This is a genomic window from Gluconacetobacter tumulisoli, from assembly GCF_014174155.1.
Lineage (GTDB): Bacteria > Pseudomonadota > Alphaproteobacteria > Acetobacterales > Acetobacteraceae > Gluconacetobacter > Gluconacetobacter tumulisoli.
Window position 1 is genome coordinate 212,838 of the sequence record NZ_JABEQM010000006.1, and the last position, 14,441, is coordinate 227,278.

At 66.2% G+C, this 14,441-nt stretch carries 12 protein-coding genes and 1 pseudogene; 1 reads left to right on the forward strand and 12 read right to left on the reverse strand.

Translation table 11 applies throughout. The annotated features are described in order from the left end of the window. The first annotated feature begins 60 nt into the window (after nt 1-60). The gene (locus tag HLH28_RS09540; RefSeq protein ID WP_182958173.1) at nt 61-1,332 is read left to right on the forward strand and encodes an MFS transporter; all 1,272 of its coding nucleotides are present in this window, start codon (nt 61-63) and stop codon (nt 1,330-1,332) included. 27 nt (nt 1,333-1,359) lie between these two features. On the opposite strand, the pseudogene HLH28_RS09545 reads toward HLH28_RS09540, so the two are convergent. The 12 genes and pseudogenes from HLH28_RS09545 to HLH28_RS09600 all read right to left on the reverse strand — a co-directional run. Continuing rightward, a pseudogene (locus HLH28_RS09545) lies at nt 1,360-1,995 on the reverse strand (transposase); the annotation flags it as partial. A gap of 123 nt (nt 1,996-2,118) precedes the next feature. Further along, complete coding sequence (locus tag HLH28_RS09550) at nt 2,119-3,345, reverse strand: MFS transporter (protein WP_182958175.1); 1,227 nt, start codon at nt 3,343-3,345, stop codon at nt 2,119-2,121. 59 nt (nt 3,346-3,404) lie between these two features. Next, nucleotides 3,405-4,487, reverse strand: coding sequence for a heme-dependent oxidative N-demethylase family protein (locus tag HLH28_RS09555; RefSeq protein WP_182958177.1), 1,083 nt, complete (start codon nt 4,485-4,487; stop codon nt 3,405-3,407). An 18-nt stretch (nt 4,488-4,505) separates the two neighbouring features. After that, nucleotides 4,506-5,459 (reverse strand): PDR/VanB family oxidoreductase, encoded by a 954-nt coding sequence (locus HLH28_RS09560; RefSeq protein ID WP_246395888.1) that lies wholly within the window; start codon nt 5,457-5,459, stop codon nt 4,506-4,508. Then, nucleotides 5,456-6,001 carry a dimethylamine monooxygenase subunit DmmA family protein gene (locus HLH28_RS09565; protein ID WP_182958179.1) on the reverse strand — a complete coding sequence of 182 codons (546 nt, stop codon included), beginning with the start codon at nt 5,999-6,001 and terminating at the stop codon, nt 5,456-5,458. The genes HLH28_RS09560 and HLH28_RS09565 overlap by 4 nt, the downstream gene beginning before the upstream one ends. A gap of 39 nt (nt 6,002-6,040) precedes the next feature. Next, nucleotides 6,041-7,174: an aminomethyltransferase family protein gene (locus tag HLH28_RS09570; protein WP_182958181.1), complete on the reverse strand. Its 1,134-nt coding sequence runs from the start codon at nt 7,172-7,174 to the stop codon at nt 6,041-6,043. 39 nt (nt 7,175-7,213) lie between these two features. Then, on the reverse strand, nt 7,214-8,545 hold the full coding sequence (gene glnT, locus HLH28_RS09575; RefSeq protein ID WP_182958184.1) for a type III glutamate--ammonia ligase: 1,332 nt from the start codon (nt 8,543-8,545) through the stop codon (nt 7,214-7,216). 96 nt (nt 8,546-8,641) lie between these two features. Continuing rightward, nucleotides 8,642-9,979, reverse strand: a complete 1,338-nt coding sequence (locus HLH28_RS09580) for an FMN-binding glutamate synthase family protein (protein WP_182958187.1) — start codon at nt 9,977-9,979, stop codon at nt 8,642-8,644. An 8-nt stretch (nt 9,980-9,987) separates the two neighbouring features. Beyond that, on the reverse strand, nt 9,988-10,689 hold the full coding sequence (locus HLH28_RS09585; protein ID WP_338029697.1) for a GltB/FmdC/FwdC-like GXGXG domain-containing protein: 702 nt from the start codon (nt 10,687-10,689) through the stop codon (nt 9,988-9,990). Continuing rightward, nucleotides 10,686-11,501, reverse strand: a complete 816-nt coding sequence (locus HLH28_RS09590) for a glutamine amidotransferase (protein WP_338029698.1) — start codon at nt 11,499-11,501, stop codon at nt 10,686-10,688. Before HLH28_RS09590 ends, HLH28_RS09585 begins: the two co-directional genes overlap by 4 nt. A gap of 212 nt (nt 11,502-11,713) precedes the next feature. Then, nucleotides 11,714-12,703, reverse strand: coding sequence for a LysR family transcriptional regulator (locus HLH28_RS09595; protein ID WP_338029699.1), 990 nt, complete (start codon nt 12,701-12,703; stop codon nt 11,714-11,716). Between the two features lie 219 nt (nt 12,704-12,922). Then, on the reverse strand, nt 12,923-14,362 hold the full coding sequence (locus tag HLH28_RS09600) for an MFS transporter (RefSeq protein WP_182958192.1): 1,440 nt from the start codon (nt 14,360-14,362) through the stop codon (nt 12,923-12,925). Nucleotides 14,363-14,441: the final 79 nt, after the last annotated feature.

Sequence of the window (14,441 nt, forward strand, 5' to 3'; positions counted from 1 at the left end):
AGGGGCACCGCAATAGTGACGGCCGGCGCTCATGCCCCCTGTCGGAAATACGGAAATTCGATGGTCCTTACATCGTTGACGCGCGGGTCGCGGCGTTATCGCTTTCTTGTCATCGGGCTTCTGGTCTGTGCGGGTTGCATCGCCTATGTCGACCGGACGGCGCTGTCGATCGCCAATCTGGAAATCGCCCACGATTTCGGATTGTCCTATTCCACGCTGGGTCTTTTGCTGTCGTCCATCGCCTGGGTCTACATGATCGCGCAGATCCCGGCGGGGATGCTGGCCGATCGTCTGCCGGCGCGGTGGCTGCTGTTCGTCAGTCTTCTGTCATGGGGGGCGGCCCAGGCCCTGTGCGGCGCCGCGGGCGGCGTCACGGGGCTGCTGATCGGCCGTTGCGCCCTCGGCATTGGCGAGGCGCCGCTGTTCCTGGCGGGAACGCGGGTCATCACGCAATGGTTCGACGAATCCGAGCGTGCGACACCCATCGGGCTGTTCAACGCCTCGGCCGCATTCGGGCAGACCATTTCCCCTGCCATTCTCAGCTTCATCATGGTGCGTTGGGGATGGCATGCGATGTTCATGTCGATCGGCGTGGCCAGCGCCATCATGGGCGTCATCTGGGTGGTGTTCTATCGCGATCCGGAAGCGGCAGGATCGCCATCACCTGGATCGGCCTCGGACGTCACGCCGGCTCCGCATGGCGTGACGTTCTATCTGCGGCACCTGCTGGCGCAGCCCACGGCATGGGCCATGGCGGTGGGGTTCATGGGGGTCATCTACCTGATGTGGCTGTATTCGGCGTGGCTACCGACCTATCTGCGGACGGTGCAGCATTTCTCGACCGAGGAAGCGGGCTACCTGTCCACTATTCCGCAACTTTGTGGTTTTATCGGGGGATTGTGCGGAGGCGTCGTCGTCGATGGGCTAGCCCGCCGTGGGCTGTCACCCATCCTGTCCTGCCGCCGCCCGCTGGTCTGGTCGCTGTACGTCGCCGCGGTCGCGACGATGGTCGCCGGGATCACCGGCAATCCCTGGCTGTCGCTGGCCGTCATGTCCGTGGCCCTGTTCGCGGTCGGGCTGGCCATGACCTGCGGCTGGACGCTGGGTACCGTCGTGGTGACAGAGGACGCTGTAGCGACGATGGAAGCCTTCCAGAATGTTGGCGGATCGGTCGGCGGAGCCATGGCGCCGATCATCACCGGTGTCGCGGTCCAAGCCACCGGGTCCTTCCTGTGCGCCCTGCTGATCGCGGGCGCGATCGCAGCGGGATGCGCCCTGGTTTATATCCTGGGGGTGCGCCGGCCGATCGATTTTGACGACGGCGCGGTCTGATACCAACGGCCATAGGCATTGACCTGTGATGTGATCGACACCGTCAAAGACGGTGTTGGACAGCCAGTTGGCCCATAGGAACTGCCAGATATTCTCGACCGGATTCAGTTCGGGAGCGCGGGACGGCAGGAAGATCAGGCTGACGTTGCGCAGCATTTTGAGCTTGGGCGCGGTATGCTACCCGGCGCGATCGGGCAGGACGACGGCGTGGGCACCGCAGGCGACGCAGCGCGAGATTTCCTCGACGTGGAGTTGCATGCTGGCGGTGCCAATGAACGGCAGCGCCAGGGCGGCGGCCTTGCCGCGCGCAGGGCAGATGCCCCGAACAGCCAGGCATTCTCATAGCGCTGATCGGCCGGTTGGCGTGGCCGCGTGCCGCGCCTGGCCCATTGTCGGACGATGCCGTTCTTCTGGTCCGCCTCGACCAAGGCCTTCAATTCGGTCTGCTGTGCGACAGTCAGACGGCAGGCTGGCCCCATATGCTGATGGTCGCGCAGACCATCGGGTCCTTCGGCGTTGAAGCGGTGAACCCAGTCTCGCAATGTCTGGCGGTCCATACCACCTACACGGGCCGCATCCGTCCGGCTGGACCCGTCACGGATCGCCGCCAGGGCCGGAAGCGGAAGCCGAATAGCCATCCCGGAGCTTAACCGCTCTCGTCACCAGCCAGATCCTCTCCAAATCAAGAGAATCAGAGCAGGCGCCGCTCGTCACTTCACACACGAGTCAGTGGCTACGTCCTTTGGTATGAGCGACGGATCGGGGCGTGGTGAACGTTCCCGCCTGTCAGCCTCGTGCAAAGGACAAACGCGCGTCGCTCTGGCGCAGGGCACGGGCTATGGCGGGCATGCAGGCCGGAACCAGCATGATGCAGGACAGGACTCCGGCAAAACCCAGCATGTGATAGGATCCGTGATCCACGATCAGGCCGCCGATCGGCGCGCCGATCGCATAGGCGATCCGATCGCACCCACCGCCCAGCGTGCCGACGCGGCCGCCGCGATCCAGCACCGCCGCCGCGCCCAGCAGGTAGGCATAGGCAATCATGACGAAGATCCAGTACAATACCACCCCCGCGCAATAGCTTGCGGTATTCCACGCCAGGGCCGTCAGCATGCATGACAGGCCCGTCCCCAGGATGCCCGCCACCAGCGGCACGACGCGGTTGACCCGGCCGGCGATGGCCGCCCCGAGCATGTTCGCAAAGAACCCCAGCACGATCCCTACCGAGGACAAGGTGACGATGACGCCTTCGGGGACATGGATCGCGCGGCCGATATTATCGGCGAACGACCAGACGATGCTGGAACCGACGGAATATCCCGTCCACATCGCCAAAAGCAGGAACGCCCCCCACCCCAGGCTGTCCCTTCCCCCCGCGGCCTCGCGGAACGAGGGGGGGACCGTATCCCCCAGATAGGACAGGAACGGCGCCAGCAGGCAGGATACAGCGGCGATGCTCAGGAACGGTCCCAGCGGTCCGAACAAGGCGGCCCCCCACGGCAGCGTCATTATCGTGCCAACCAGAACGATCAGGCCGCCCCCACAGGCCAGGGAATAGACGCGATCGGGATTGTCGGCACCCGATGCGCCGGCGATGAAGGCGGAAAAGATGATCCCATATCCCGTCCCGCCAACGATGGCGCATCCCCACAGCCACGGCAGCCAGGGCGGGCCGACATAGATCAGCACATGCCCGATGCTGATCAGTGCCGCCCCCAGGACCGCCCGACGTCCGTAGGACAGGCGCCGCAGCAGCGGCAGCATGGCCACCATCGCGATCGACAGCGACAGGATCTCGAAAAACCCGAACATGCCGGCGCTGCTGGCCGAAATGTGGAACCGGTCGATCAGCGCGCTGATCTGGAACGGCATGGTCGAGGACCCCAGATGCGACACGCCGGACGCGATGCAGGCACCGATCACCAGCCGCAGGTCGGTCGGGGTGGCGACGGCGGCCTGGTCCAGTACGGCGAAGTCCGGTGTCTCGATTTCCATTGTCGTTCCCATCATGAAGACCGCCCTGATGACGGACCGGCTGCCCGGATTGCGATCGTTCGTCGTGCCCCCGGTCAGCGAGGGACGAGGTCATCCACCGCAATCAAGATCGCCGTGTCCGGCTGGATACCGGGCGACAGGACGGCACCGTCATCCAGGCGCGACAGGAACGCCACCGTCTGCGGCAGGTAGCGGTCCAGCCCCTTGTAGGCCACCAGGGCCGGGTCCAGGTCCCGCAGCACCCGGTGCAGCCGCGACCGCCATTTCGGCACCCGTGCGATCGCGCCGACCGGCAGCAGATAGCAGCGGACCGAAAACAGGATCGCGTTCGATCGCGGCAGGCGGAAGAGGCTCTGCAGTTCCACCCGCAGATGTACCTTGTCGGCGACGTTGTCCGCCGTGACGCTTCCCCGGTCGCCGCCCCAGATCGTGAAATTCTCGGGCGAGGTGTCCAGGCGCGGATTGATCGTCATCGTCCAGTTCAGGCGCCGCACCGGATGACCGTGCCGCAGCATCAGCAGGAAGCGCAGCGCGCGATCGAAAATGCCCATCTGCGGCGCCTTGGGCACTGGCGCGTGCCATTGGCCGAACGACATGCCCAAGTCGAATTTCAACGACCAGTCGGCCTGCGACGTCACCATGCCGCCATCCATCCACAGGTCGCCGTCACGCTGATCCTGCAATGTGAAATCGCCCTGCATCTGGCGCGCCATGTATTCGAACGGGCCGCAGGGCAGCGTGCCCGCATTGCCGAATACGAAATCCTGCGTGATCTCCAGCGGGCGGTTCGTCCAGCGCCACCGATCGCCGTCGCGATCCAGCGCGAACAGGTCGGGATAGTCGCGCGACAGGCTGTCCATCGCCAACTCGACGAAATCCCATTCGGCCTGCCGCATATGCGGCAGAACCAGGCATCGTTCGGGATCCTCGGCCAGAATCCGCGCCTTTTCCCGGCATTCCGACACATAATGTTCGTCGATGTCGAAGGCATGATGCAGGGACGCGACGGGGCCCGCCGGCACATGCGGTTCGACATTCATCGAGTACATGTAGGAATCTTCGGGAAACGGAAACGGAAAGCGCAGGATCGCCGCGTCGCTGTTCCGGACCGCGTAGGGAAAACGATAGCTTTCGTCGGTATTGAACCGGCCGTCCATGGTCCGCCTCTTCGCGTCTTACAGGTCCAGTGTCAGCGTCGCCGTTCGCGCGCGCGACACACATGTCAGGATACAGTCCCCGGCCGCGCGCTCGGCCTCGGCCAGGACATGGTCGCGATGATCTGGCACGCCCGACAGGACCGCAACCCGGCAGGCCCCGCAGGCCCCGCCGCGACACAGGCAGGGGGCCTCGATCCCCGCGGCCTCCAGCGCGTCGAGCAACGTGTCCTCCGGTCCGACGCTGACGGACAGCCCGCTGCGCGCCAGATCGACGCGGAAGGCGGCGCCGCCCTCGGGGGCCGAAAACCGTTCCGAATGGATCTTGCCTGGCGAGAACCCCACGTCGCGTGCCACGGCGCCGACCCAGTTCATGAAACCGTCGGGACCACACATCGACAGGCGCGACGATACAGGTTCCGCCGCCAGGATCTCCGAGAGCCGCCCGGTGTCCGGATCGTCATGCAGGACCACCCGCCCGGGGTCGCGGTCCGCCAGCAGGGCGTGGAACGCCTGGCGTTCCTCGGGCCGGCAATAATGATGCAGGCAATACGCCAGGCCCATGCCGTCCATGGCATCCATGTAGGACAGGAATGGCGTTATCCCGACCCCCGCCGACAGCAGGATATGGCGTCGGGCCTTACGAACCACGGGAAAGAGGTTGGCGATCCCCAGCACCGTGATTTCCAGCCCCGGCCGTCCCTGGCCGTGCAGGAACGCCGATCCGCCCCGGGAACCCTGGGCCAGCCGCACGATGATCCGCAGCATCGATCCATCGTCCGACCGCGCGACGATCGAATACGGATTCTTCCAGGTCCGCACGGCATCGCCGAACGCGAACACGCCGTGGCTGCCCGCCGAAACCGGCGGAAATGGCTGGGCGGTGGCACGGATGTCGAACCGGCGCAGCGTCGGCGTGACCGGCGCCACGTCCGCGATGACGGCCGGATATCCCGTGGAACGCGGCATCATCATCGGCCTGTCTCCTCGGTTCCGACCGGCGGCGCACTCTCGGCCACGCCCATATAGGCCCCGATCCTGCGCGAATAATGCGACCGCACGGACAGGACCGCGCCGCATCCCGCGCAGCTCAGCCCCTCGTCCGCGACATCGTCATGCATGGTGGAACAATGGATGCAGATGACGCGCCGGCCGCCCTGGACCGGCGGGGCCAGGTACATTTCTTCCCCTGTCATGCCCGCCGCGTCGCCCGTCAGGGCCACGGCGGACAGGAACGTGTCGTCCCCTGCCGCATACAGGCGCAACCCCACGCGCTCGGTCGCCAGGCGCCAGGCCAGGCGGTCCAGCAGGTGGGCCGCCGACCGGAAGAATTGCTCGTGTTCCGAAGGGTCCGGCAGGACGCGGCTGTCGCCGCCCACCGTCCATGTCGTCATCGCCGTCGGGACCGGCCCCGACGGCACAGACAATTGCGGCGCCTGTCGCACGAACAGATGCCGGCGACCGCCCTCGTCGAAACGCAACGGCCCCACGGGCAGCAGGCTGGACGCGTTCAGCACAGGGGACTTCCTTCTGGTATTGGCCCGATTCCCGCCGTCTCAGTCGCGGGCGGTGCGCTTCTTCTTGTCCGGATCGTCGAACGGCAGGGAATGGGTGACGCCCCCCGTCACCTGCCCGTCGATGGTAACGGCGACACGATGGCCATCGGCGGCATAGGGCGGCGACAGGCGCGCCAGCGCCATGGACCGACCGGCCAGGCTGGAATACATGCCGCAGGTCACGACACCGATCTTCTCGCCACCCGCGAACACCGCATCGCCCGGTTGCGCGGCCTGGTCGCCATCCAGCAGCAGGCCGTAGATACGAAACCGCTCGCGGCCCTTCAGGGCGTAATGCGCCTCCGCCCCGCGAAAGCCGGTCTTGCCGGGGCTGACGGTGAAATCCAGGCCCAGTTCCCACAACGTGTCGCCCGCCGGTTCGTCGTCGAAGGGATACATTTCCGAATTGTCATAGGGGTAGAACAGCAGGTAGCTTTCCACCCGCAGCAAATCGAGCGCCGTGAAACTGGTGGCGACGATCCCGTCCCCTTTGCCCTGCTCCAGGATGGTATCCCACAGCATCGGCGCGTCGACCCCCTTGCAGAAGATCTCGTATCCCCGTTCGCCGGTGTACCCGGTGCGCGAGATCATGACCGGCGCACCGAACAGCGTCGTCTGGACGTGGTGGAAATAGCGCAGATTCCGAAGGCCAGGCACATGACGGTCGAGGAAATCGACGGCGACCGGCCCCTGCAGCGACAGGTCATGCAGATCGTCGTCGAACAGCAGCGCCGCGTTCCGTCCCACGACTGCCGGCGCCAGAATTTCATGCATCGCGCCCGCGCCATGCACCACCATCCAGGCGTTCGGCCCGGTCCGGTAGAGAATGCAGTCGTCGATGAACTTGCCCTGGTCGTTCAGGACCGTCGCGTAGGCCGAGCGGCCGGGCGTGATCTTCTGCACGTTGCGCGTGGTCGCACGGTCGAGGATGGCGGAGGCATGGGGACCGACCAGATGCATCTTCTTCAGGCCGGACACGTCCATCAGCCCCGCGCGGGTCCGGATCGCGACGTAATCGTCCTGCACGTCCGAACGATAGGTCCAGGGCGTGCCCATGCCGTTCCAGTCCTCCAGCGCGGACCCGAGCGCACGATGACGGTCGCCCAGGACCGTCGAACGCCAGCTATTGACCATCTTTCATACTCTCCATTGTTGGCCACGCATGTCGGGGGATCAGCAATCGAGCGTCATCTGACGCTCCCACTCCGTCAGGTGGGCGCAATAGGCATTCCATTCCACGGTCTTCATCTTCACGTAGGGCGAGACCATGTCGTCCCCCAGGACCTCCCGCAGCGCCGTAGAGGCGTCGAGCGCGCGAATGGCGTCCAGCAGGTTCAGCGGCAGTTTCTTGGCATCGGTGACCCGATGTCCGTCGGTATACATGTTGATGTCCAGCGGCGGCCCCGGATCCCGCTGTGCCGCGATACCGTCGATGCCCGCCGCGACGATCGCGGCCTGCAGCAGGTACGGATTGGCCGCTCCGTCGGGCAGCCGCATTTCGAACCGGCCCTTGCCCGGAACGCGGATCATGTGCGTCCGGTTGTCGCCCGAATAGGTCACGGTATTGGGCGACCATGTGGCGCCCGATACCGTACGGGGGGCATTGATCCGCTTGTAGGAATTGACCGTGGGATTCATCAGCGCGCACAGGGCGTCGGCATGCGCGATCAGGCCGCCGACGAAATGGTAGCCGGCCTGCGACAGGCCCAGCGCATCATCTTCGGCATGGCAGACATTGCGCGCGCCGTCCCACAGCGACACATGGGCGTGGCAGCCGCTTCCCGTCAGGGACATGAAGGGCTTGGGCATGAAGGTCGCGCGCAGACCGTGCTTTTCCGCGATCGAGCGCGCCAGGAACTTGAAGAACACATGGCGGTCGGCCGTGATCAGCGCATCGTCGAACATCCAGTTGATCTCGAACTGGCCGTTCGCGTCCTCATGATCGTTCTGGTAGGGCTGCCAGCCCAGACCGGCGATCGAATCGCAGATCTCGGCGATCACGTCATAGCGCCGCATCAGCGCCGAGGCGTCGTAGCACGGCTTGGCCGCGTCGTCGTGGGTGTCGGCGATGGCCTTGCCGTCCGGCGTCACCAGGAAGAATTCGCACTCCACCCCGGTCTTGACCGAAAAGCCCATGTCCGCCGCGCGCGCCAAAACCCGGCGCAGCGTGTTGCGCGGCCCCTGCTGCACCGGCCGGCCGTGCATCCACAGGTCCGACGCCAGCCAGCCGACCTCGGGCTTCCAGGGCAGTTGGACCAGGCTGGAGGGATCGGGCATGGCGACCAGGTCCGGGTCGGAGGGCGACAGATCGAAATAGGCCGCGAAGCCTGCGAACCCCGCCCCGTTCTTCTGCATGCCCGCAATCGCCGAGGCCGGAACCAGCTTGGCGCGCTGCACGCCCATGAGGTCCGTAAAGGAAATCAGGAAATACCGGATGCCGCGTCGCCTCGCCTCGTCCGCGAGATCGATTGCCGGTTGCCGGATTGTCTGCCCGTCTGAAGCCATCGCCTGTGTTTCCGTCCCGGAACGCCGCCGGGTTAATGAAGTGGGGGCGGCGTCGCGTCGGTGCCGCCCCGATCGAATGCCCGCGAACAGCCGGGCCTAGAATCCGCCCTTGCCGGGGTACCATTCGGTGCCGGCCAGCGGGATCCGCGTCATCGCGGCCGCTTCCATCGTCAGCGCCACCATGTCTTCGGGCTCGAGATTATGCAGGTGGCTCTTGCCGCAGGCCCGCGCGATGGCCTGCGCCTCCATCGTCATGACCGACAGGTAGTTGGCGATGCGCCGGCCACCCAGAACCGGATCCAGCCGCGCGGCCAGGACCGGGTCCTGCGTGGTGATCCCCGCGGGGTCGCGGCCATCCTGCCAGTCGTCGTAGGCGCCCGGCACGGTGCCCAGCTTCGCATATTCGTCGGCCAGGTCAGGGCTGTTGTCACCCAGTGCGATCAGGGCGGCCGTGCCGATGGCCACCGCGTCGGCGCCCAGGGCCAGCGCCTTGGCCATGTCCGCACCGGTGCGGATGCCGCCGGATACGATCAGTTGTACCTTGCGGTGCAGGCCCAGGTCCTGCAGCGCCTGCACGGCCGGGCGGATGGCCGCCAGGATCGGCAGGCCCACATGTTCGATGAACACTTCCTGCGTCGCGGCGGTGCCACCCTGCATGCCGTCCAGCACCACCACGTCCGCCCCGGACTTCACCGCCAGCGACACATCGTAATAGGGTCGGCTGGCACCGACCTTCACATAGATGGGCTTTTCCCAGTTCGTGATCTCGCGCAGTTCCTCGATCTTGATTTCCAGATCGTCCGGGCCTGTCCAATCGGGATGGCGGCAGGCCGAGCGCTGGTCGATCCCTTCGGGCAGGTCGCGCATCTTCGCAACCCGGGCCGAGATCTTCTGGCCCAGCAGCATGCCGCCACCGCCGGGCTTCGCCCCCTGCCCGACCACGATTTCGATCGCGTCGGCGCGGCGCAGGTCGTCGGGGTTCATGCCATAGCGCGACGGCAGGTACTGGTACACCAGCGTCGCGGAATGCCCCCGCTCCTCCGGCGTCATGCCGCCATCGCCGGTGGTGGTCGAGGTCCCGACCGCGCTGGCGCCACGGCCCAGTGCTTCCTTGGCCTGCGCGGACAGCGCGCCGAAGGACATGCCCGCGATGGTGACGGGGGTCTTCAGCACGATGGGCTTCTTCGCAAAGCGCGTGCCCAGAACGACATCGGTATCGCAGCGTTCGCGATAGCCTTCCAGCGGGTAGCGCGACACCGACGCGCCGAGGAACAGCAGGTCGTCGAAATGCGGCAGCTTGCGCTTCGTGCCGCCGCCGCGAATGTCATAGATACCGGTCGCTGCCGCGCGCTGGATCTCGGAAATCGTACCCCGATCGAAGGTCGCCGAAAATCGGGGCTGGGTACGGGGGATGTTCTTGCTGTCGGACGTCATGACGATCCTCAGTACGCGCTCGCGTTGTCGACATGGAAATGATAGAGCCGCCGGGCCGAGCCATAGAGTGTGAACGCGCCGACCGGCACGTCGCTCATCCCCGCACGTTCCAGAAGCGATTGCAGAAGATCCCGGTCCGCAACCGTCATCTCTTTCTTTTCGCAGTCCGCGCCGAGGCTTTTCACCGTTCCGCGCACGAACACCCGGGCCTCGTACAGGCTGTCGCCCAGGGCCTCCCCCGCGTCGCCGCAGACGACCAAATTGCCCGACTGCGCCATGAAGCCGCTCATGTGCCCGACGGAGCCGCGCACCACGATGTCGATCCCTTTCATCGAGATCCCGCATCGCGCGCCCGCGTCGCCGTCGATCACCAGCAGGCCGCCATGGCCCGTGGCGCCCGCCGCCATGCTGGCATTGCCCTTCACATGGACTCGGCCGCTCATCATGTTTTCGGCGACGCCCGGGCCCGCGTTGCCGTCGATCGTCACGATCGCGCGCTGGTTCATGCCGGCGGCGTAATAGCCGGCATGACCGGCGATCGTCACCTCGACGGGGTTGGTCATGCCGACGGCGATCGCATGCCGTCCACGCGGATTGACGATTGTCCAGGCATCGTCGGACCCTTCGGCAGCCCCCTGAAGGGCGGCGTTCAGGTCCCGCAGGCTGGTGGATGCCAGGTCGATCTGGCGGATGTTGGGCCGGGTGGTCACGCCTGATGCTCCCAGTAATAGACGCGCTGCGGTTCGGGTTCGAACACCGTGGCGGTATCGATGCCCGGCAGTTCGGCGAAAGCCCGGTATTCCGAGGCGAAGGCGACATAATCGTCGGTTTCCGCCATCACCGCCGGCTTGCACGCCACCGGATCGCGCAGCACCGCGAAACCCGAGCGCGTGCCGACCACGAACGTGTAGAATCCGTCCAGGTCGGACAGCGCGGCGCCCAGTGCCTCGTCCAGGCGGGCGCCCTGCGCCATCCGCCAGGACAGGTAGCCCGCCGCGACTTCGGAATCGTTTTCGGTATCGAAGGTCTGACCTTCACGGACCAGCATGCGCCGCAAGGCGTTATGGTTCGACAGCGACCCGTTATGCACCAGGCACTGGTCCGTGCCCGTCGAGAACGGATGTGCCCCCGCCACGGTCACCGCCGATTCGGTCGCCATGCGCGTGTGCCCGATCGCATGCGTCCCGCCCATGCCGGAAAGGCCGATGCGCCCGGCGACGTCTTCCGGCAGGCCCACGCCCTTGTACAGCTCAATCGCATGACCCGACGACGCGACGACCGCACCCGGTGCCAGCGTGGCCAGAAGGGCCCGCACCGCGCCCTCGGTCGCGGCCGGGATCGCCAGGACGGCATGGTCGTCATGCCGGGCGAATTCAACGTCGCCCCCCAGCACGCCGAGCAGCTGCAGCGCCAGCGCCGACAGGTCGATGTCGGCGACACCGCGCAGGGTCAGTTTCACATGGCCCGACGGGGCGCTGCCATAGACCGCGAAGCCCGCGCTATCGGGTCCACGCTCGGTCATCACGCGAAGCATCCGCGACGTCATGTATCCGAGACGCGGCTGAAATTCAGGATTTTTCAGAAACAGGCCAACGATGCCGCACATCGCACTTCTCCGCCCCCTGCAAGATATGGCCCGAGCTTAAGGTCGGTCGCGTGAAGAGTCAACCGAAAAGAATATAAGTTTCTCTTCAGGAAAACTGTTCGGGCCGCATGACGGAAAGGGGCCCCAGGTCAGGCACCGTCCTCGGTACGACGGGCCACGACGTGCATCTGCCCGACGAAATCGGGAAAGACCGAGGCCAGGCGTGGAACGACGTCGTCGCGCAACGTCCGGCGCAAGGTTGCCGCCAGGTCGGCGGGCAGGCGCCCGAGTTCCCTGCGGCGGGCGACGATCGTCAGGCCCCGCCCCATCGTCGGCCCGGGCAGTTTTCCCCAGCGCAGCCCGTCCAGCGCCAGGTCGCATTCCAGCAGGCAGAGCGGCGTCGTGATGGCCATCCCGCCCTGCCGGCAGGCCGCCGTCACGCCGTAAGGGGAATCGAATTCCTGCCCTGCCGGCAGGTCCAGCCGCAGGCGGCGCAGATAGCGTTCGATCTCCTGCCCGGTCCGGGACCGGGCGGAAAACCGGATAAAGGGAATCCGCCGGCTCATGGCCAGCAGGTCCTGTGGCGTCCCGGGAATTTTTTCCCCCGCGGGGCAGAGGAACAGATAGGGCTCCTCCATCAGCGGCCATCGCTCCAGCCCGGCGATGTCCTCGAAATCATTGACGCCGATGATCAGGTCGAGCTGGCGGGTGAACAAGGCCGTGGCATGGGTTTCCGTAAGGCCGGAATGGATGACCGCCTGGTCGACGCGCGTCCGCAGAAATGCCGAAAGCTGGCCCATCACGGCGCGCGACAGGCTGTCGACACTGCCGACGCGAACCAGATTGATCCGGCCGGCCTGGGTTTCGCGCAACCGGATGGCGATGCGCCGGGCCTCGGTCGTCAGCGACATGGCATGCTGGCGCAGTACCATGCCGCTGGCCGTCAGCGCCATCGGACGCACGCTGCGATCGAACAGGATGGTGCCCGACCGGCTTTCGATATCGCCGATGATCTGGGAAACCGCGGGCTGACTGACGCCGATCTGGCGCGCGGCGGCCGCCATCCCGCCGCTTTCGCACACAGCAAGAAAGACCTCCAGCGCCTGGAGGTCGAACGGCAGCGTGGTTTCGTTCGTCACGGGTGCTGCCTGGGATGCACGTCCTGATCCGGCCTGGAAAACACGCTACCCACCCTTGTCCTATCGGAACGTCCTGGGCAGGAGGTATGGCCTGCGCGACGCGAACCGCCACGATGATAAGTCATTCTTATGGAGGTTCAATCGCAAACGCGATCATGCAACGGTCACGGCCTGCACATGGCGCCGGCGGCCGGACGAGGGATCGCCGGGTCGGAATCCTCAGTCCGCGTCGCCGGCCCGCGCCAGCGGCAGGATGCGAACCAGAACGGCTGCCAGCAGGAACATCGCGCCATTGACCAGGAAGATCGCGATGATCCCGGTCCGGTATGCCGTCACCAGGGAGGCATCGCCACCCGCGGCCAGGCTGTCGATGCCCATCGCCCCGGCCCCGCGCGGCAACCATGCCACCAGAAGGCGGCCGCACAACGCAATTCCGGCCGAAGCGCCCAGCCAGCGCAGATACATCATCAGCGAGGTGGCCCGTGTCAGCTGGTGATGCAGCGCCGCATTCTGCGTGATCCCGGCGATGCAGGGAAAACTGAGTCCGAAGGCGGCGCCAAGCAGGATCATGCAGGCCGACAGGTCCAGCATTCCGGGGGCGAAGCGGATGCACACGCCAATCGCCAGCGTGGCGCCCGCGGCGGCCAGTTGCGTGCCCACCAGGATCGGCCGGATCCGGTCCCCTTCGCGCAGGATCCGGCCGCTGACCATGGATGCCACGATCATCGCGGCGGTCTGCGGAACCAGCATCACCCCCGACCGTGCAGCCCCCATCCCCATCTCGAGCTGGAAGAACAGCGGCAGCGTGACCCCGACGGCGGATACCGCCGCCACCTGCAGTGTCACGATCGCCAGCGAAATGCTGATGGTCCGGTTCCGGAACAGGTCGACCGCCAGGATCGGGGTCGTCGTGGTCTGCACTTCCCATCCCACGGCCGCCACGCCCAGCACCAGCGTGGCGGCCAGCAGGCCCAGCTGCGTGCCCGCGCCACTGCGGTTATCCAGGGAAAACAGGATCAGCAGCGCCGTCGTGGCCAGCGCCATCAGCACCGCCCCCATCCAGTCGAACCGCTCGGCACGACGGGTGTCGCGCGGCAGCATCGCGACTAGGCCCAGCGCGATGATGCCGACGGGCAGGTTGATGTAGAACGTCCAGCGCCAGGACAGGATCGTGGTGATCAGGCCGCCCAGGAACGGTCCCGCGATGCCGCATACCCCCATGACCGCTGAAAACATGCCCTGCACCTGCCCGCGCCGGTTGCGCGGCACCAGATCCACGACAATGCTCAATGCCAGCGCGATCAGGCCGCCGGAGCCCAGGCCCTGCACGGCACGGAACAGGATCAGCGCATTCATGGACCACGCCGCCCCGCACAGCATCGATCCGCCCGTGAACAGCGCCAGGGACGTCATCAGCATCCGCCGCCGACCCATGCTGTCGCCCAGCGCGCCATAGACCGGGGTGGTCACCGTCGAGGTCAGCATGAAGGCCGTGACGATCCACGACAGATGCGGCAACGCGGAGAAGCCGCTGGCGATCCGGGGCAACGCGGTATTGACGATGCCTTGGTCCAGCGACCCGATCGCCACGGATAGCAGCGCGCCCGCCATCATCAGGCGCATGCGCCCCGGCACGATCGTCGCGGGCAATTGGGTCACGGAACATTCCAGGTTGCAGGTCGGCGCAAGGGCGGATTTTGTCCGGCGCGCGGGCGGACCTTATGCCCAGAACCGGTAC

Excerpts from the sequence above, each read along its gene's own strand:
- HLH28_RS09540 (WP_182958173.1), top strand. The coding sequence starts at position 61 with ATGGTCCTTACATCGTTGACGCGCGGGTCGCGGCGTTATCGCTTTCTT.
- HLH28_RS09550 (WP_182958175.1), bottom strand. The coding sequence starts at position 3,345 with ATGATGGGAACGACAATGGAAATCGAGACACCGGACTTCGCCGTACTG.
- HLH28_RS09555 (WP_182958177.1), bottom strand. The coding sequence starts at position 4,487 with ATGGACGGCCGGTTCAATACCGACGAAAGCTATCGTTTTCCCTACGCG.
- HLH28_RS09560 (WP_246395888.1), bottom strand. The coding sequence starts at position 5,459 with ATGATGATGCCGCGTTCCACGGGATATCCGGCCGTCATCGCGGACGTG.
- HLH28_RS09570 (WP_182958181.1), bottom strand. The coding sequence starts at position 7,174 with ATGGTCAATAGCTGGCGTTCGACGGTCCTGGGCGACCGTCATCGTGCG.
- glnT (WP_182958184.1), bottom strand. The coding sequence starts at position 8,545 with ATGGCTTCAGACGGGCAGACAATCCGGCAACCGGCAATCGATCTCGCG.
- HLH28_RS09580 (WP_182958187.1), bottom strand. The coding sequence starts at position 9,979 with ATGACGTCCGACAGCAAGAACATCCCCCGTACCCAGCCCCGATTTTCG.
- HLH28_RS09590 (WP_338029698.1), bottom strand. The coding sequence starts at position 11,501 with ATGACCGAGCGTGGACCCGATAGCGCGGGCTTCGCGGTCTATGGCAGC.